The 16,465-nt window shown below is 57.6% G+C and carries 20 protein-coding genes; 7 read left to right on the top strand and 13 right to left on the bottom strand.

Translation table 11 applies throughout. The features are described from left to right. Positions 1–8: 8 nt before the first annotated feature. The 7 genes from IB252_RS27955 to IB252_RS27925 all read right to left on the bottom strand — a co-directional run bounded on the left by IB252_RS27955 (position 9) and on the right by IB252_RS27925 (position 5,294). Positions 9–635 (bottom strand): response regulator transcription factor, encoded by a 627-nt coding sequence (locus IB252_RS27955; protein ID WP_192410946.1) that lies wholly within the window; start codon positions 633–635, stop codon positions 9–11. Between the two features lie 255 nt (positions 636–890). Continuing rightward, positions 891–1,283, bottom strand: coding sequence for a response regulator (locus IB252_RS27950; protein WP_149629247.1), 393 nt, complete (start codon positions 1,281–1,283; stop codon positions 891–893). 183 nt (positions 1,284–1,466) lie between these two features. Next, positions 1,467–2,795: a deoxyguanosinetriphosphate triphosphohydrolase gene (locus tag IB252_RS27945; RefSeq protein WP_074878806.1), complete on the bottom strand. Its 1,329-nt coding sequence runs from the start codon at positions 2,793–2,795 to the stop codon at positions 1,467–1,469. Between the two features lie 169 nt (positions 2,796–2,964). Then, the gene (locus IB252_RS27940) at positions 2,965–4,128 is read right to left on the bottom strand and encodes an EAL domain-containing protein (RefSeq protein ID WP_192410945.1); all 1,164 of its coding nucleotides are present in this window, start codon (positions 4,126–4,128) and stop codon (positions 2,965–2,967) included. A 122-nt stretch (positions 4,129–4,250) separates the two neighbouring features. Beyond that, positions 4,251–4,592 carry a hypothetical protein gene (locus IB252_RS27935; RefSeq protein ID WP_111452364.1) on the bottom strand — a complete coding sequence of 114 codons (342 nt, stop codon included), beginning with the start codon at positions 4,590–4,592 and terminating at the stop codon, positions 4,251–4,253. Next, the gene (locus tag IB252_RS27930) at positions 4,589–4,978 is read right to left on the bottom strand and encodes a phage holin family protein (protein ID WP_008145878.1); all 390 of its coding nucleotides are present in this window, start codon (positions 4,976–4,978) and stop codon (positions 4,589–4,591) included. The genes IB252_RS27935 and IB252_RS27930 overlap by 4 nt, the downstream gene beginning before the upstream one ends. A gap of 1 nt (position 4,979) precedes the next feature. Beyond that, positions 4,980–5,294, bottom strand: a complete 315-nt coding sequence (locus tag IB252_RS27925) for a DUF883 family protein (protein ID WP_111452363.1) — start codon at positions 5,292–5,294, stop codon at positions 4,980–4,982. 308 nt (positions 5,295–5,602) lie between these two features. Between IB252_RS27925 and IB252_RS27920 the strand changes: the two genes are divergently transcribed. After that, positions 5,603–6,811 (top strand): ammonium transporter, encoded by a 1,209-nt coding sequence (locus tag IB252_RS27920; protein ID WP_192410944.1) that lies wholly within the window; start codon positions 5,603–5,605, stop codon positions 6,809–6,811. Here IB252_RS27920 and IB252_RS27915 read toward each other — a convergent pair. After that, positions 6,808–8,520: a cation:proton antiporter gene (locus IB252_RS27915; protein ID WP_192410943.1), complete on the bottom strand. Its 1,713-nt coding sequence runs from the start codon at positions 8,518–8,520 to the stop codon at positions 6,808–6,810. The two genes, IB252_RS27920 and IB252_RS27915, sit on opposite strands and share 4 nt — an antisense overlap. 210 nt (positions 8,521–8,730) lie before the next feature. On the opposite strand from IB252_RS27915, the gene IB252_RS27910 reads away from it, so the two are divergent. The 3 genes from IB252_RS27910 (at position 8,731) to IB252_RS27900 (ending at position 10,416) form a co-directional block, all read left to right on the top strand. Further along, positions 8,731–8,967, top strand: a complete 237-nt coding sequence (locus tag IB252_RS27910) for a glutaredoxin family protein (RefSeq protein WP_111452360.1) — start codon at positions 8,731–8,733, stop codon at positions 8,965–8,967. Between the two features lie 169 nt (positions 8,968–9,136). Beyond that, entirely contained in the window at positions 9,137–9,454 is a 318-nt protein-coding gene (locus tag IB252_RS27905) for a hypothetical protein (protein WP_008145883.1), read from the top strand. Positions 9,455–9,525: 71 nt separating this feature from the next. Beyond that, a complete protein-coding gene (locus IB252_RS27900) occupies positions 9,526–10,416 on the top strand; it encodes a pseudouridine synthase (RefSeq protein ID WP_192410942.1) in 891 nt (296 codons plus the stop codon). A gap of 87 nt (positions 10,417–10,503) precedes the next feature. Here the strand turns inward: IB252_RS27900 and IB252_RS27895 are convergent, their stop codons facing one another. Together IB252_RS27895 and mobA are read right to left on the bottom strand one after the other, a co-directional pair. Further along, a complete protein-coding gene (locus tag IB252_RS27895) occupies positions 10,504–10,725 on the bottom strand; it encodes a YgdI/YgdR family lipoprotein (RefSeq protein WP_033059146.1) in 222 nt (73 codons plus the stop codon). A 76-nt stretch (positions 10,726–10,801) separates the two neighbouring features. Next, the gene (gene mobA, locus IB252_RS27890; protein WP_192410941.1) at positions 10,802–11,404 is read right to left on the bottom strand and encodes a molybdenum cofactor guanylyltransferase MobA; all 603 of its coding nucleotides are present in this window, start codon (positions 11,402–11,404) and stop codon (positions 10,802–10,804) included. Positions 11,405–11,485: 81 nt separating this feature from the next. Here mobA and moaB point away from each other — a divergent pair, with 81 nt between their 5' ends. Both moaB and glp read left to right on the top strand, forming a co-directional pair. Beyond that, on the top strand, positions 11,486–12,025 hold the full coding sequence (moaB, locus tag IB252_RS27885; protein ID WP_008145887.1) for a molybdenum cofactor biosynthesis protein B: 540 nt from the start codon (positions 11,486–11,488) through the stop codon (positions 12,023–12,025). After that, positions 12,009–13,235 (top strand): gephyrin-like molybdotransferase Glp, encoded by a 1,227-nt coding sequence (gene glp, locus IB252_RS27880; RefSeq protein ID WP_192410940.1) that lies wholly within the window; start codon positions 12,009–12,011, stop codon positions 13,233–13,235. The genes moaB and glp overlap by 17 nt, the downstream gene beginning before the upstream one ends. A gap of 60 nt (positions 13,236–13,295) precedes the next feature. Here glp and IB252_RS27875 read toward each other — a convergent pair whose 3' ends face one another. Further along, on the bottom strand, positions 13,296–13,610 hold the full coding sequence (locus IB252_RS27875) for a hypothetical protein (RefSeq protein WP_192410939.1): 315 nt from the start codon (positions 13,608–13,610) through the stop codon (positions 13,296–13,298). Positions 13,611–13,839: 229 nt separating this feature from the next. Here IB252_RS27875 and yegS point away from each other — a divergent pair, with 229 nt between their 5' ends. Beyond that, positions 13,840–14,757, top strand: a complete 918-nt coding sequence (gene yegS / locus IB252_RS27870; protein ID WP_192410938.1) for a lipid kinase YegS — start codon at positions 13,840–13,842, stop codon at positions 14,755–14,757. Here yegS and IB252_RS27865 read toward each other — a convergent pair. Both IB252_RS27865 and IB252_RS27860 read right to left on the bottom strand, forming a co-directional pair. After that, complete coding sequence (locus IB252_RS27865) at positions 14,741–15,400, bottom strand: response regulator transcription factor (RefSeq protein ID WP_150656971.1); 660 nt, start codon at positions 15,398–15,400, stop codon at positions 14,741–14,743. The two genes, yegS and IB252_RS27865, sit on opposite strands and share 17 nt — an antisense overlap. Further along, on the bottom strand, positions 15,397–16,290 hold the full coding sequence (locus IB252_RS27860) for a sensor histidine kinase (protein WP_192411071.1): 894 nt from the start codon (positions 16,288–16,290) through the stop codon (positions 15,397–15,399). Before IB252_RS27860 ends, IB252_RS27865 begins: the two co-directional genes overlap by 4 nt. Positions 16,291–16,465: the final 175 nt, after the last annotated feature.

Here is a 16,465-nt window from a genome sequence, read left to right as displayed (position 1 = left end):
CCTGTCTCTCACACTAACGCGTTACGTTTTGCCATATCGATGAGTTCAACCAGGGATTTGGCTTTGAGTTTTTGCATGAGGCGTTTTTTATAAGTGCTGACAGTCTTGTTGCTCAGAAACATGCCTTTGGCAATTTCCTTGTTGGTGCGTCCTTGGGCAAAGAGTTGCAAGACCATCAGTTCCCGGTCATTGACTGACTTGAACAGTTCCAGGTCGGCGAAACGTGCATCATCGCTGCGAACAGGATTCAAGGCCTGGCTTGGGAAATAGTTGTAACCTGACAATACGGCCTTTATAGCACTGACCAATTCACTCAGGTCTTCCTGTTTGCACACATATCCCGATGCACCGGACTGCATGCAGCGAATGCCGAAAAGTGTTGGGCACTGTGCTGTTAATACCAATGTTTTCAGGCGGGTACTCATTGCGTTGAATCGGGCGAGAACTTCCAGCCCGTCCAGTTTGGGAATGCTGATGTCGAGAATGACCAGATCAGGCATGCATTCGCGAACCATTTGCATGGCGTCGACCCCATTATCAGTTTCGCCGACGACTTTGTAACCTTCATGTTCAAGCAACATTCTGACGGTTAGGCGGATGACAGGGTGATCGTCGACAATAAAAACGGAGTTCATAATCAAATCCCATACGAGCTCTAATAAAGCGCGCACCTTAGCTCAGATAGTTGAGACGACGCATGAGCTGACGGACCTGCAGCGGCAATATAGGAACAATCCTACAACTGAAGAAGAATAGGACTACGTATCAACTAGGTTTTTTATGAAGAAGGGTAAAGGTTGTTGATAGTTAGTCGAGAGGTTGGAAGTCTTTAATTGCAAGTTTTGAGTTGTGTTTTGGCTGGGTTTTTAGTGTGTTTGTTATGCGGTTTTTTACAATGAGGCCAAGGTCAACAGGTTTCTAAATTCGGATTGTTTCAGCGGTTTTATCAAGTATCCCAACAATGGCAGTCCGTGTTCGTTGGCCTTTTTTTCAAGTTCATCCAGTTCGGCGGATGTCAGGCTACTTAACAGTATGGCCTGTCTGATCATCCCCCGGTGGCTGGCGAATTCGACCAGATCAAGCCCGCAGAGATCGGGCAGACATTGATCGCACAAAAGAATATCAAACGGTTGCACAGCCTTGAGCATTTGTTTCAAGGCACCATCGGCACTGTCGGTGGTGGTCAGTTGCGTGAAACCATAACTCTCAAGCAGGTATTGAGTTGCCCGGAGTTGGAAGGGGTGATCTTCTACCAGCAAGATGCGTAGATCGTCTTTGAACATAGGAGTATTCACGCTTCTTCTGTCGAACTGAAAGACGCGAGATTATTTCGCGAAGTTACCGAATAATCGATCAGTTAGCTCAGCGTATGTTGTAGGGGGATTCGGCGAACGTTGAGTGCACTTGGGGTTTGAGAGGCAAATCAACCATTGCAGGCGGCGTAATGGCTGATCACCCGGGTCTCTTCAGTGGCTCGAACGACCGGTCATCTCCAGCGCCATTTCGCTGGCATAGCTGTCGGTCATGCCGGCGATGAAGTCAATCATCCGTAGAAACGAGGCGTGCAATGGGCCGTGAGGATCGGGCGCATTGTTACCCAACAAGTCGAGGACTCGGCGACTCTTGAAGGAGGGCGTTCGACCGTTATGCTGTTCCAGTGCCGCGCCGCAGAAGGCATTGAGCAGGATTTCCAGCGTGGTGTAGGCGCCGATTTCATGCAGGGTCTTGCGCTTGTCCTGGAAGATTTTTTTCCGCGCCATGTCCTTCGCATTCAAGACGCAACGCTTGGCAGGGCCGTGCATGTGCTCCACCAGATCACCGGGCAACGTGCCGGCCAGCAACGCGTCCTGTTGCTCGACAAAGGCCCGTGCTGCGGCGTTGGTCAGGTGTTCAATGGCTTTGCCTCGCAGGATCGCCAGTTTGCGCCGGCGCGAATCCAGTGGGCCAAGCTGGCGATAGGTTTCCGGCAGATCGTCACCCACAAGGTCCAGCAACAGGGACTCGACTTCGGCGTATTCCAGCAACTCCATTTCCAGACCGTCTTCCAGATCGATCAGCGCGTAGCAGATGTCATCGGCCGCTTCCATCAGATACACGAGCGGATGGCGCGCCCAACGCTGTTCCTCGAGTTGCGGCAGGCCGAGCTTATGGGCGATTTGTTCCAGCAGTGGCAACTCGCTCTGATAGCAACCGAACTTGTGTTTCTTGTAGCCCAGTGAATCCGCGTGTTTTGCCGTCCATGGGTACTTCAGATAAGTGCCCAGCGTGGCGTAGGTCAGTCGGGTGCCGCCGTCGAACTGGTGATATTCCAGCTGGGTGAGTACCCGGAAGCCTTGGGCATTGCCTTCGAAATTGAGGAAGTCATTGCGTTCGACTTCGCTCATCGCATCCAGCCAGCCACGGCCGGCGGCTTGCTGGAACCAGTGGCGAATAGCGTCTTCGCCGGAGTGGCCGAAGGGCGGATTGCCGATGTCATGGGCCAGACAGGCCGATTGCACCACCATGCCCAGGTCGCTGGGCTCGCACCAGTCGGGCAGGGCGCTGCGGATGGTTTCGCCAACGCGCATGCCCAGCGAACGACCGACGCAGCTGACTTCCAGCGAGTGGGTCAGGCGCGTGTGGATATGATCGTTGCTGCTGACCGGGTGGACCTGGGTCTTGCGCCCGAGGCGGCGAAACGCGCCCGAGAAAATGATCCGGTCGTGGTCTTTATGGAAAGGGCTGCGGCCGAGTTCTTCCGGGCTGTGCAGAGGCTTTCCGAGGCGTTCGCGAGTAAGCAGGGTTTGCCAATCCAAGGCGGGTTCTCTCCGTCAGGTGTTTGATTGCTTAAGCTTCCGGGTTCGCGTCCGGACCTGCAAGCGAAAAACAAGCACACACCTGTAGGAGCACGGCTTGCCGGCGATGGCGGTGTATCAGGCGCTGCAATATTGAGTGAACTGCCGTCATCGCGAGCAAGCTCGGCTCTTACAGCCCGGCGGCGTCGATATCGATGAGCAGCAGTCGTTCGCCGTGGTCGAAAAATTGCCCGGCGGTGAGGCAATACTGATTGCTGGTGGCATCGCGGTAAGTATTGGAGAGCGTCAGTCTTCGCTCATCCCAACCCTCTGCCAGCAGGTGATAGAAGTAGGGGCGCCATGACCAGTTGTGGCCCACGTAGCGATTGTCGGCCTCCCAGCCGTTGTTGCGCCATTCAAGGTTGGGCGTCAGCTGCGTGCCGTGGCGGTCGCATTGGTAGAAGCGCAGCAGCCAGGGAAATGCATCCAGTTGTGGCAAGGCGCTGAGCGGCGCCTCGGCCTGAGCCCATGCTTGCAGGATAGTCATCAGCTCGCTGAGTTGCTGGCGCATGATCATCAGGCGACCGCGCTCAGCCAGCTTCTGCTGAACATAGCGCAGACGCAGTTGCGCGAAGCGCTCGACAAAGGCGTGCGTGGCAAAGAAACCAGCTTGCGCCCGGGCAAACAGAAAACCCTGGACGTAGCGCGAACCGCACTCCAGGGCAAAACTCAGTTGAGCCTCGGTTTCCACCCCTTCGGCGATGATCCAGCAACCGGTTTTCTCCGCCATTTGCGCCAGAGCCTTGACCACGTCGCTGCTCGGTCCACCCAACGCAGCAGCCTGGAACAGGCGCATGTCGAGTTTGAGAATGTCCGGTTGCAGCGCGAGTACGCGATCAAGCTGAGAGTAGCCGGCACCAAAATCATCGATGGCGATCCGCGCGCCGGCCTGTCGGTAGCGTGCCACGACGTCGGCCAGGCGCTGAATATCGCCCCCCAGTTCGGTGATCTCGAAGACAATGCGTTGCGGGTCGACGTTGTGCCTGCTCAGTTGCGTGAGGCTCGGTAGCGCCTGGTCCTGTCGCAAGCGGTTGATCCAGCGTGGCGATATGTTCAGGCTCAGAAACCAGTCCGAGGGCGCTTCATGCAGACGGCTCAGCGCGTTATCGCGGATCTGGCGATCCAGACGACGCAGCGCGATGGCGGGCGTTCGCGGGTCGGCGAACAGCGGCCCCACCGAGGCCAGTTGACCGTCAGCCTGGCGCAATCGACCCAGGGCCTCGACGCCAGCGATACGGCCGGTGGCGGTATCGATGAAGGGTTGAAAGCAGGCGAGCGGTTGCCCGTCGATCACGAGGCCTCCTTGGTCAGGTCTTGTTATTGGATAAAACCTGTTCACCGGGTAGGCACGCAGGATTGAACCCCTCGATAAAGAGGTTCAATCCCAGTGTTGCAAGAATGCAGCCAGATAGTGGCCTAGTGGTGACGCGAAGAGCCTTGCATGACCAGCTTGATCAATGGCCCCAGCGTGGCGCCCAGACGAACCAGTCGAGTGAGGCTGCTGACGCCACCGCTCTTGGCGCCCTTGCCCGTCAGAAAACCCAGCAAGGTGACGGCTGCCATGCCCCAGAGTGGAGCGTGCTTGATGCCGAAGCCATCCTGCAGGTTTTGCGTTATCCCGCGCACGCGCTGCAAGGGTTGCAGCAGTTGCGCGGATTCATGGCGGATTTCCTGACGATGCATTTCCATGCGCAGGCGAATCAGCGCCTTGCGCATTTCGGTGCGCGAGCTGTTGTGAGGCAGTTCAGGCAGGCTCATGGCAGCAGACGCTCCCGATCGTTGGCCAACTCTTCCAGGGTGCCGTGGAAGGGCGAGGACTCATCGAAAATCGCCGCTCTCAAGCGCATCGCACAGAAAATGGCCGCGAGGGTATAGAAAACGCAAAGCCCGATGATGGCCGCCAGGCGATAGGTGTCCCAAAACAGGATCAACACCAGCGTCGACAAGCCCACCAACAACAACAAGGCAAAAACCAGCGCCAGGCCTGCGAACAGCAACAGGCTTACCGTGCGGGCTTTTTGTTCCTGCAATTCGATGCCGAACAGTTCGACATGGCTGTGCAATAGTCCAAGGAACGCAGCACCCAGGCGCCGCGGTGAGGAGCTTGGGCCCGTCGCGGACGAGCCGGATTCGCCGATCGCCATATCAGCGCCGAGTGGCCAGCAAGCCAAGCAGGAAACCCACGCCGGCCGCGATCCCGACCGATTGCCATGGGTTGGCCTGGACATAGTCTTCGGTGGCGGTAACGGCGGCCTTGCTGCGTTCACGCAGGGAGTCTTCGGTCATTTTCAAGGTTTCGCGGGCACGCAGCAGACTGTCGTGGATTTGCTCGCGCAGCTCATCAGCCTGATCGCCGGCCAAGGTTGCGGTGTGTTCCAGCAAGCGTTCGGTGTCGCTGACCAGAGTCTGAAAATCGGTCATCAGGATTTCTTGAGCAGTCTTTGCCTTGATACTGGCCATGGGTGGATCTCCGTAAGTGGCTTCTGAATCGTTCGAGTATGAGCCTTGCGCGAAGGTTCAGTACAAATGACTGGTACAACTTTTGCTACGTCGTGGTGCGTCTGCCTGCGCCGTTGCGCTGTTGCTGGGCAGGATTCGAGCAAAACCTTATCTCAAATAATCAAAACTCGCGCAAAGGTTCCAACCTTGTGCGCCAAAGTGGCTCATCGGGATCAATCTGCTGATCCCGACAAGGTGCAACTTGGTGCATGAATTGTCTGCGCGAACTGCTTTGGTGCTTTTTTTTAGCCTTCAGGTCTGCCAACCCCATGGAAAATCTGCAAAGCGCTGTGGACAGTCTGGTCCATAGCTCCAATACGTTGTTCATTCTGATCGGCGCGGTCATGGTGCTGGCGATGCACGCCGGTTTCGCCTTTCTTGAAGTCGGCACGGTTCGACAAAAGAACCAGGTCAATGCCTTGTCGAAGATCCTCAGCGATTTCGCCATTTCGACCCTGGCCTACTTCTTTATAGGCTATTGGATTTCTTATGGGGTGACCTTCATGCAACCGGCGGCGGTGATCAATGCGGATCATGGCTATGGGCTGGTGAAGTTTTTCTTCCTGCTGACCTTTGCTGCGGCGATACCCGCGATCATTTCCGGAGGCATCGCCGAGCGTGCCCGGTTTGTCCCGCAGTTGTGCGCGACGGCACTGATCGTGGCGTTCATCTATCCGTTCTTCGAGGGCATGATCTGGAACGGCAACTTTGGCCTGCAAGCCTGGTTGCTGGAGCACTTTGGCGCCAGTTTCCATGATTTCGCGGGCTCGGTGGTGGTCCATGCCATGGGCGGTTGGCTGGCGCTGGCGGCAGTGTTGTTGCTCGGGCCGCGCAATGGTCGTTATCGCGAAGGGCGACTGGTGGCGTTCGCGCCCTCGAGCATTCCCTTTTTGGCGCTGGGGTCGTGGATCCTGATCGTCGGCTGGTTCGGTTTCAACGTGATGAGCGCGCAAACCCTGCAAGGTGTCAGCGGACTGGTGGCGGTGAACTCGCTGATGGCCATGGTCGGCGGTACCGTGGCGGCGCTGATCGTCGGGCGCAATGACCCGGGCTTTCTGCATAACGGCCCGCTGGCCGGGCTGGTGGCGATTTGTGCCGGTTCCGATCTGATGCACCCGGTGGGCGCGCTGATCACGGGTGTCATCGCCGGCGCATTGTTTGTCTGGTGCTTCACTGCGGCTCAAGTCAAATGGCGCATCGACGATGTGCTGGGGGTTTGGCCATTGCATGGTTTGTGTGGCGTCTGGGGCGGAATCGCCTGCGGCATTTTCGGCCAGAGCGCGTTGGGTGGGCTGGGCGGCGTGAGTCTGGTCAGCCAGTTGATCGGCACTGCGTTGGGGGTGGTTGTGGCGCTGGCGGGTGGCTTTGCCGTGTATGGCACGATCAAGGCGTTCCATGGTCTGCGTCTGAGTCAGGAAGAAGAGTATTACGGCGCTGACTTGTCGGTGCACAAGATTGGCGCTGTGAGCCAGGACTAGGTCTCTTCGTCGTCAGCGCCAGGATAGAAACCGTGCAGCAGACGATAGCGGTCGTGCCGTATCTGGTCGGCCCGCTCCTGTACCTGATACGCGGGCAATCCCAGCATGATCAGCGCGTGGGAGGCGAGCATCAGGCTCGACTCCAGCAGTTCAGGCACGACTTCGCTGGCGCCGGCTGCTTTCAACTCGGCCAGTTGGCTGTCATCGCGCGTGCGCACCAGAATCGGCACGGTCGTGTTGAGTCGCCGCGCTTCCTTGAGGATCAGCAACGCGATGTCGGCCTGATCCACGGCGATCACCAACAGCCTGGCGCGCTCCAGCCCTATCGCGACCAGCAGTTCAGCGCGACGTGAGTCGCCATAATGCACGCAGGTCTCACCCACGGCGGCTTCGTGGACACGCACTGGATCAGAATCCAGTGCGATGTAGCGTTGCTGCGCGTTGCGTAGTGCGCGTCCGATTGACTGACCTACACGACCATAGCCACATATAACGACATGGTTGTGTAACCCGGCATTGAGCGCGTTGATTTGTTCAAGTTTTGCTTCTTCGTTGGGTTTGCGGTGCAGGCGTGTGGCGATGTGGGGGGCGGCGCGCAGCAACAACGGCGTGACGAGCATCGAACAAAAGGTCGCCGCCAGCAGCAGGCCGCCAAAATCCGCGGGCATCAGTTTGTTCTGCTGCATCTGTGCCATCAGCGCAAAGCAGAACTCGCCGCCTTGGGCCAATGCCAGGCCGCTGCGCCAGGCGGTTTCGCCATCGCTGCCACGCCATTTGACCAGCAGCGCAACGACGCAGCCCTTGAGCAGCAACAGTCCGAGGGTCAGGCCGAAAATCAGCAGGCCGTGGCTGGCGAACAACTGCAAGTCGATCAGCATGCCGATACTGACGAAGAAGAGCCCGAGCAGGATGTCGCGGAACGGGCGGATGTCGGCCTCGATCTGGTGCCGGTAATGGCTTTCCCCCAGCAGCATGCCGGCGAGAAACGCGCCCAGGGCAGGGGAGAGACCGAGCAGGTGCGTCAACCACGCCGTCAGCAGAACAATGACTAGCGCCAGTAGTACGAACAGTTCCGGGGAACGGGCAGCTGCCACTTCATGGAACAGCCGCGGCAGCAACCAGCGACTGACCAGCAGCAGGCCGACGAACAGTACGACGGTTTTACCCAGCGTCAGTGGCAGCGCCCAATACCAGGCCTGATCACTGCTGCCAGCGAACACCGGCACCAGGGTCAGCAGCAATACCGCGACGACGTCCTGGAACAACAACACGGCGATGGCATTCTGGCCGTGACTGCTGAAAATCTCGCCGAGACTGCTCAGCTCTTTACTGACAATGGCCGTGGAAGACAGCGACAGGCCGGCGCCGAGTAACAGCGCAGGCGTGACCGGCATGCCGAGCAGCATCAGCAACCCCCCTAACAGCATCCCGGAGCACAGCACCTGCAGACTGCCAAGCCCGAATACCACTCGGCGCAACGCGAGCATTTTCGACAGGGAAAACTCCAGCCCAAGGGAGAACAGCAGAAACACCACGCCCAACTCGGCGAGGTCCGGCAGCTCTTCGCTTTCATTCACCCAGTTGAATGCGCTCGGCCCGATCATCAGTCCCACGCACAGGTAACCCAGCACCGGTGGTAATCGCAGGCGCTGGAACAGTGCAATCACCACCAGAGAGGAGGCGAGGATGATCAACAGGTTGGCGAACACAAAAAAACTCCGGTGACGGGACGCTGGCCATTCAAGCGTAGAGGCAATTAATCCGAGAGCATCGCGCAAAGGATATTGAAGACGACTGATGTGCGTCAGCGTATTGCCGCGATCCGTTGTCGTTATGGCTCAAGGGTAGAGCATTCAATGGCTCGACGGCTTTTCGGGGCCGGCCTAGAATGATGACTTAAATTTTTCGGTTGAGCGCTCATGCTTCCTGAATGTCAGCTGTTCGGCACCCTTGGGTGTCATCTCTGTGAAGTCGCCGAAGCCATGCTGATGGAATTTGTCGAGCGCGGTCTGCTGGTGGAACTGGTGGATATCGCCGACGACGAAACATGGTTCGAAGCTTACAGCCTGCGTATTCCGGTATTACGACGGGTCGATACGGGCGCGGAGCTGGGCTGGCCGTTCAGTGCCGATCAGGTGGTGGCGTTCCTGCGTTAAGCGGTTGTTGCGGTGGTGGTGTTCCCGTCTGTCGAACTTTGCGATGGATCCCTTGGCTTTACCGGTACTGATCGGATACTGTATGCGCATACAGTAATTCGTAAAGCCTGCCTTGCCGTTTTCGGTGTTTGGGTTTAAGCAGGCGGTCCGGGCGTGAGAGGGATGAATCGTGGTCAATGTCGAACAATTGAAGAACAGCGTGAACCGGATGTCGGCGGACGTGGTGCGCGAGGCTGTCCTCGAATTGCGTCTGGATGGCCTGGTCACAGAAGGAAAAACGCCCTTCAATAAACTGCATTTCAATACCTGTTTCGCCGAAATCGAAGCCTTGTTCCAGCGCGCGGGCTATCACCGGCAGCTGGATGTCGTGGGTTATCAGGGCTTGTTGTATGCGCTTTATGACCCTGGTCGCTGGGAGGCAGTCGATGTGCTGCGCTGGCTCAAGGAGTTCACCGAAGCGGCAGCGCGCACGCAGATACCGGCATGAGGATTCTCTTCTAGGTTCGTTCCGGCCGCTGTTGGATAATGCCGCCCTGTATTGAGGGTTAGAACTTTCGTATGTCCACTTCATCTTTTTCTGCTGCACACAACCAGGCCAGCACGCTCTACTTGCCGCCTGGTCCGTGGCAGACCGTACTCGATTGTCTGTGCGAACATTTCAGCGCCATCGGTCGTGAACAATGGCTGGACAGAATCGCTCGCGGTCGTGTCCTCGACGGTCACGGCATGCCGATCGCCCTTGATCTGCCTTACAAGGAAGGCTTGCGGATTCATTATTTCCGTGAGGTGCCGGACGAAAAGCCGATCCCGGTGGTTGAGTCGATTCTGTACGCGGATGAGCATCTGGTCGTGGCGGACAAGCCGCATTTTCTGCCGGTGACGCCGGCGGGTGAATACGTGGAACAGACCCTGTTGCGACGGCTGATCCGTCGACTCGACAACCCGCATCTGGTGCCTTTGCATCGCATTGACCGGCACACCGCGGGGCTGGTGCTGTTTTCCGCCAACCCTCAGAGCCGTTCTGCCTATCAGTCGTTGTTTCCTGCGCGGCAGATCGAAAAGCGCTACGAGGCCATTGCCCGAGCGTTGCCTGAACTCTCTTTTCCATTGGTCCATAAGAGTCGCCTCATCGATGGCGAGCCTTTCTTCCGCATGAAGGAAGGTCCGGGCGTCAGCAATACCGAAACGGCTGTCGACGTCAGGGAGAAGAATGGTGACCTCTGGCGTTATGCGCTTTACCCAGTGACGGGCAAGAAGCATCAGTTGCGGGTGCACATGACAGCCTTGGGCGCCAGCATCTGCAACGACCCGTTTTATCCACAGGTACTCAAGGATGTTGAGGATGACTATGCCAATCCTTTGAAACTGCTCGCTCAGGGATTACGGTTTGTGGACCCGGTCACCGGTCAGGAAAGAGCATTCGAAAGCACCATCACCCTGCAGTGGTGATCACGAAGTTCAGTGAGTCTGCTGATTTTCAGCCACGAAAAAGCCCGCATATAGCGGGCTTTTTCATATCCGGTGTCACCGCAAAAATTACAGCTCTTTAACGGTACGAACCTGATCCTTGTTGATGCGGGTCTGCTTGCCATCCAGTTGTTCGAATTCGTAGAAACCCGAATCCTTATCGAACTTTGGCGCGTCGACAGCCTGGATTTCTCGACCGTCATTCAAGGTGATCACTGTAGGCGATGCGCAACCGGCAAGGGTAGCGAGGCCCAGTGCGAGCATGAAAGTGGCGAGGGTCCGTTGAGTCATGGGTGTGTCTCCGAATATGAATTCTTTTGGTTGCTGAGCTTGAGACGTGTACAACGCGCGCAAGTTCCTTCTCCTGTCAGTCTGACACAGTGTAGTTGGCACTTAACAGTTCTGGTGTGTTGAGGTTGGCCAGGCGTGGATCATTGTCGGGGCATTGCAGGGCGGTAGCGCCCAGTTTGCGCATGAGGCGACCCGGGCTGCGTTCGCCGTCGTTCCAGGCACTGTCGAAATCGGCTGAGAGCGCCACGGGGATGATGCACAGCAGAGGTTCCCAGTGTTCGCCGTGGCGCAGCATCAGCGGTTGGTCCGGGTGCTGGCTGGCGGCGTCGCGCATGCTATTGAGCAGCGCGGCATCGATGCGCGGTACGTCACACGGCAGCACCAGCAGATGCGCATGGCGGGCGGCCTTCAGGCCTGCGCGAATACCGGCCAGGGGGCCAGGAAAGTCGCCTTCATCGTCATGGACCAGTTGGTCGGCGTACGGCGCGTACTTTTCCAGGTTTCTGTTGCAGGAGATGATCAGGTCATCGCTCAGTGAACGGGTCTTGCGGTGCAAGTGGGCAATCAATGGCTCGCCGTGCCATTCCAGCAGCCCTTTGTCCTGACCGCCCATGCGTTGGCCACGACCACCTGCCAGGAGCAGAATGGAGCAGGGTGGCAAATGTGTATTCGAGGTCATGGCAGGTCTCCATGGGGGCGGCGAAAAAATGAGGCGCTGTGATATAACACCGGGCTGTTTCTCCTACAACTGGATGAGCCTATGAAAGCCAAGGCTGATGTACCTTTCGCACCGCTCAACATCGCGGTGCTGACGGTCAGCGATACCCGCACCCTGGAAACCGATACTTCTGGCCAGCTCTTCGTCGATCGTTTGAGCGCTGCCGGCCATAACCTGGCGGCCCGGGTTCTACTCAAAGATGATCTCTACAAAATTCGCGCGCAAGTCGCCAACTGGATTGCCGACGATGTCGTGCAGGTGGTACTGATCACTGGCGGTACCGGTTTCACGGGACGCGACAGCACTCCGGAAGCGGTGAGTTGCCTGCTGGATAAACAGGTCGACGGTTTTGGTGAGCTGTTCAGGCAGATATCGGTGGCGGATATTGGCACCTCTACTGTTCAGTCCCGCGCCCTGGCCGGCTTGGCCAATAGCACGCTGGTCTGCTGTTTGCCGGGTTCGACCAATGCCGTGCGCACCGGTTGGGATGGCATTCTTGCCGAGCAGCTGGATTCGCGGCACCGCCCGTGCAACTTCGTCGCTCATCTCAAACAGGCGGCACCCTGTGAATCCCGCGGGTAAGCCAGGCAAGACTGGCAGTCTGATGGCTGTCGAGGTGGCACTGGCACGCTTGCTGGCAATGGCCGAGGCCTCACCGATTCGTGAGCGTGAACGCTTGCCATTGGCGCAGGTTGAGGGCCGGGTGCTGGCCGATGACCTGGTCTCGACGCTGGATCTGCCACCGTGGCCCAACAGTGCCATGGACGGCTATGCCTTGCGCGTGGCCGACTGGGCTGGAGAGCCACTGGTGGTCAGCCAGAAGATTTTTGCCGGTCAGGCTCCGGAGCCCTTGAAGCCTGGCACCTGTGCACGAATCTTCACCGGTGCGCCAGTGCCCGCGGGTGCAGATTGCGTCGAGATGCAGGAAAACACCGAGGTTCAGGCGGATGAGCGAGTACGTTTCACCGAAACCATGGCCCCAGGACAAAACATTCGTCCTCAAGGCCAGGAAGCTACTGTTGGTGAATTGATTCTGCCAGCCGGCACGCGCCTCGGGCCGATCGAACAGGGGTTGGCTGCATCGATGGGATGCGCGGAGCTGGACGTGATTCGCAAGGTTCGAGTTGCCGTTCTATCCACCGGCGATGAACTGATTGAACCGGGCCAGGCTCTAGGGCCGGGGCAGATCTACAACAGCAATCGAGTGTTGCTGTGTAGTTGGTTGCAGCGCCTGGGCTGTGAGGTGATCGATGCCGGAATTCTTCCGGATGATTTAGCGACCACCCGCACTCGCCTCGGTGAATTGAAAGATGTCGATCTGATCCTTTCCACCGGTGGTGTCTCGGTGGGAGAGGCTGACTTTCTGGGCATTGCCTTGCGTGAAGAGGGCGAGTTGACGTTGTGGAAACTCGCCATCAAACCCGGCAAACCGCTGACATTCGGGCATTTTCGCGGCGTACCTGTGATTGGTTTGCCTGGCAATCCGGCTTCAACGCTGGTGACCTTTGCTTTGTTGGCAAGGCCCTATCTCTTGCGCCGACAGGGTGTAAAAGAGGTTGAGCCCCTGAAGTTTCAGGTGCCTGCAGGGTTTACATGGCCAAAAGCAGGCAATCGACGCGAGTACTTGCGCGGACGTCTGGAGAATGGCCGGGCGATTATCTACAGGAATCAAAGCTCTGGTGTACTACGTAGCGCTGCCTGGGCTGATGGTCTGGTTGAGGTGCTGGAGGATCGCACGCTGATCGAAGGTGACTACGTGAGCTTCATCCCGCTGAGCGAAGTCCTGAGCTGACTCCTGCCGCTGGCTGACTGCGCAAACCCGGTTGATCGAACCGGGTTTTGCGTTCATGGCTTACCCTTGGTGAGCCAGGAGTGTCACGAGCTGGTCGAAACGGCTATTGGCGATCCAGGCCAGAACCCCGATGACGACGGCTGTTCCAATAGCCGAATAGGCGAGCCTGTGTTTTATGGATTTGACGTCACTACGGACTTCATCCATGTCTCGTCGGATGTATTTGAGGTGGGTCTCCAATTCAACGACGCGAGATTCCATAGCAGCTTCTCCAATGGGCTTTGCGCTGTTTTTGAATTCAGCTTGATGATTGGCGCGTTTTTCTGCGAACGGTGCAACCGGAATAACCGGTGACCTGATCTCTTGGCTTTGCATGGCACGTCCCTGTGTAGTTCCTGCTGATGTTTGATAACGGCAGGCGCCAAGGTGTACCAATCGCTTGGGGCGGTCAATTGAGCCAATTCCTCACGTCTTGTAAGAAAAAGTACCGCCTTGTAGGACGCCATACGGCTCGACTTCAAATAATTCAAATTCTTGCGACTTTTATGTGGCGAGACGAGGTCAACATCTCCCATACGGAATTCAATCATGGGAGTGACAACTGATGAGCGAACGCAAGGCGCTGTTGATTCTGCATGGCAAGCAAGCACTCAACGAGGCGGTTCGTTCTGCCGTTGCGGACAAGCGCGAGCAGGGTTGGGAGCTGGCCGTTCGAGTGACCTGGGAAGCGGGCGACGCGCAGCGCCTGGTAGATGAAGCACTGGCGGCAGGCTACACGCAAATCATTGCCGGCGGCGGTGACGGTACCTTGCGTGATATTGCCGAAGCCTTGGCGGCGCATTCGACAAAGGCCAGTCTGGTCCTGATGCCGTTGGGGACCGCCAATGATTTTGCGCGTGCCGCCGGCGTTTCTCTGGAGCCCGCGCAGGCGCTGGAACTTCTCGACATTGCGCCGAGCGCCATTGATCTGGGTGAGGTCGGCGGGCAGGTGTTCCTGAATATGGCCACGGGCGGTTTTGGCAGTCAGGTCACGGCAAACACCTCGGAGGACTTGAAAAAAATCCTCGGGGGCGCGGCTTACCTGTTCACCGGTTTATCGCGCTTCAGTGAGTTGCACGCAGCCTATGGCGAGTTGCAGGGGCCTGATTTTCAGTGGAGTGGCGAGCTGTTGGCATTGGGCATCGGCAATGGCCGGCAGGCCGGCGGTGGGCATGTGTTGTGTCCGGAAGCGCTGGCCGACGACGGTCTGCTGGACATCAGTATTCTGCCTGCGCCGCAGGAAGTCGTCGGCACCTTGAAAACCCTGCTCGCCGATGGCTTCGGCATCGACAACATGTTTGTGCGAGTCCGGTTGCCATGGGTCGAAATCAAGGTCTCGGAAGGCCTCTACATCAACCTCGATGGCGAACCTCTGGAAGGTGACAACTTGCGTTTCTCGACACGTCCAGCGGCACTGCGCGTGCATTTACCTGAAAACTCGCCGCTGCTGGGGTCATCGCAATTGATCAATCATCCAGGCTGATGATCTGCTCGCGCACGGCGAACAGCACCAGGCCCGCCACATCGTAGATCTGCAAACGCTTCATGATCTGCGAGCGGTGGGTTTCAACGGTCTTGATGCTGAGGCCCAGGCCATTGGCAATTTCCCGGGTGGATTTTCCGCGAACGATCAGCCGAAGGATTTCCAGCTGACGCGCCGTCAGGTTGTGCGAGTCGGCAAGTTCCGGCTGGTTTTTCTGAGTTCGAGTCAGCGCCTGGTTGATGACGGTGTGGGCGATGGCCGGGCTCAGGTAGCGTTCGTTGTTCCGCAAGGCATCCAGGGCATGTTCGAGCTCGGTAGCCGTGGTGTCCTTGAGCAGGTAGCCATGTGCACCGGATTCCAGTGCCTGCATGATGAGTGCGGGATCGGTGTGCATCGACAGGATCAGCACCTTGCTCTGCGGGCGTACTCGCTTGAGTCGCTGCAATGCGTCAAGGCCACTGGTTTCCTTCATGGAAATATCCAGCAGGATAATGTCGGGGGACAACTGCTCGACCATCTCGAGCAACTGCGAGCCATCATTGGCCTCACCGATTACCGCGTAGCCGGGAATATCCAGCACCAGAGCGCGCACGCCTGCCCTGATAAGCGAGTGGTCATCCACCAGAAGTAAGTTACAAGTCAACGCATAACCTTATTCGTACTGGCCCGTTCGAGCGCACGAGGCGCCCAGGGAAAGAGGGCTTCGATTTGAGTGCCTTTGCCCGGCTCGCTGGTCACGCTCAGTGTGCCTCCCAGCTGATTGATCCGTTCCGACATCCCTGCCATTCCACGTTGCCCCTCACGACCTGGATCGGTCGCGGGTGCGAATCCCAGGCCATCGTCACTGATCAACAGTGTCAGGCCCTGAGGCAGACGTTGCAGGCGGACCAACAGGTTTTTCGCTTCGGCATGGCGCAATATATTGGTCACCGCTTCCTGGGTGATTCGAAAGGCGGCCAGCGTCATTTCCTCCGGTATACCGGCCAAACGCTGATGGCATTCCAGGCTCCAGTGCACCGGCGTGTTGGCCAGCGTCTTGAGTAAATGCGCCCGCAGACTGGCTTCCAGCCCGAGACTGGTCAGCTGCCTCGGATTGAGAATGGCCGATACGTCTTGCACTTTGGCCAGGGTTTCTTCCAGCGTGTCGCAGAGCACCGAACACTGGCCCTGAAGTTCTTCGGGCATTCGGCGTTTGAGCCAATCGCTTTGAAGTTTTGCCGCGGTCAGCAATTGGCCGATGTCGTCATGCAATTCCCGACTGAGCCTGTGACGTTCGTTTTCCTGAACCTCCAACAGCCGGTCAGCCAACTCCTGGGGTTGAAACTTTATCGACTTGCGCGAAAGACAATGCTGTACCCAGACGCAGGCCAATGCGGCGATATTGAGTACCAGCAGACTCAGCGGCAGGCGAGTGGACAGGCTATAAATCAACAGGCTGCCAAGTGCCGAGCCGGTACACAACACAAGCGTGACCAGGCGCGCGTTTTTTGGGGAGGGTAGCCTTAGGGTGATCGACTTGAGGCTGGCGTACATAGCGGATGGAGCCAATGGATGTTCGCTGCGGGAAGACCGGGCATCGTGGATGACGGGTCTCTGTCTGGAGTCACTCTGCCATTAATTGACGTCAACTAATGGGCGGCATAGTACCACTTAAGATACCGTTGGTCGCGTTTGGTATATATGTCCGCAGAGTCAGGAAACAAGCATT

Origin of the sequence: Pseudomonas sp. PDM10, from assembly GCF_014852295.1 — a bacterium.
GTDB lineage: Bacteria > Pseudomonadota > Gammaproteobacteria > Pseudomonadales > Pseudomonadaceae > Aquipseudomonas.
The sequence above is the reverse complement of the archived record's forward strand: the minus strand, read 5'-3'. Positions and strand labels throughout refer to the sequence as shown.

Excerpts from the sequence above, each read along its gene's own strand:
- IB252_RS27955 (WP_192410946.1), bottom strand. The coding sequence starts at position 635 with ATGAACTCCGTTTTTATTGTCGACGATCACCCTGTCATCCGCCTAACC.
- IB252_RS27950 (WP_149629247.1), bottom strand. The coding sequence starts at position 1,283 with ATGTTCAAAGACGATCTACGCATCTTGCTGGTAGAAGATCACCCCTTC.
- IB252_RS27935 (WP_111452364.1), bottom strand. The coding sequence starts at position 4,592 with ATGAGCCTGCCTGAACTGCCTCACAACAGCTCGCGCACCGAAATGCGC.
- IB252_RS27930 (WP_008145878.1), bottom strand. The coding sequence starts at position 4,978 with ATGGCGATCGGCGAATCCGGCTCGTCCGCGACGGGCCCAAGCTCCTCA.
- IB252_RS27925 (WP_111452363.1), bottom strand. The coding sequence starts at position 5,294 with ATGGCCAGTATCAAGGCAAAGACTGCTCAAGAAATCCTGATGACCGAT.
- IB252_RS27920 (WP_192410944.1), top strand. The coding sequence starts at position 5,603 with ATGGAAAATCTGCAAAGCGCTGTGGACAGTCTGGTCCATAGCTCCAAT.
- IB252_RS27910 (WP_111452360.1), top strand. The coding sequence starts at position 8,731 with ATGCTTCCTGAATGTCAGCTGTTCGGCACCCTTGGGTGTCATCTCTGT.
- IB252_RS27900 (WP_192410942.1), top strand. The coding sequence starts at position 9,526 with ATGTCCACTTCATCTTTTTCTGCTGCACACAACCAGGCCAGCACGCTC.
- IB252_RS27895 (WP_033059146.1), bottom strand. The coding sequence starts at position 10,725 with ATGACTCAACGGACCCTCGCCACTTTCATGCTCGCACTGGGCCTCGCT.
- mobA (WP_192410941.1), bottom strand. The coding sequence starts at position 11,404 with ATGACCTCGAATACACATTTGCCACCCTGCTCCATTCTGCTCCTGGCA.
- moaB (WP_008145887.1), top strand. The coding sequence starts at position 11,486 with ATGAAAGCCAAGGCTGATGTACCTTTCGCACCGCTCAACATCGCGGTG.
- IB252_RS27875 (WP_192410939.1), bottom strand. The coding sequence starts at position 13,610 with ATGCAAAGCCAAGAGATCAGGTCACCGGTTATTCCGGTTGCACCGTTC.
- yegS (WP_192410938.1), top strand. The coding sequence starts at position 13,840 with ATGAGCGAACGCAAGGCGCTGTTGATTCTGCATGGCAAGCAAGCACTC.
- IB252_RS27860 (WP_192411071.1), bottom strand. The coding sequence starts at position 16,290 with ATGTACGCCAGCCTCAAGTCGATCACCCTAAGGCTACCCTCCCCAAAA.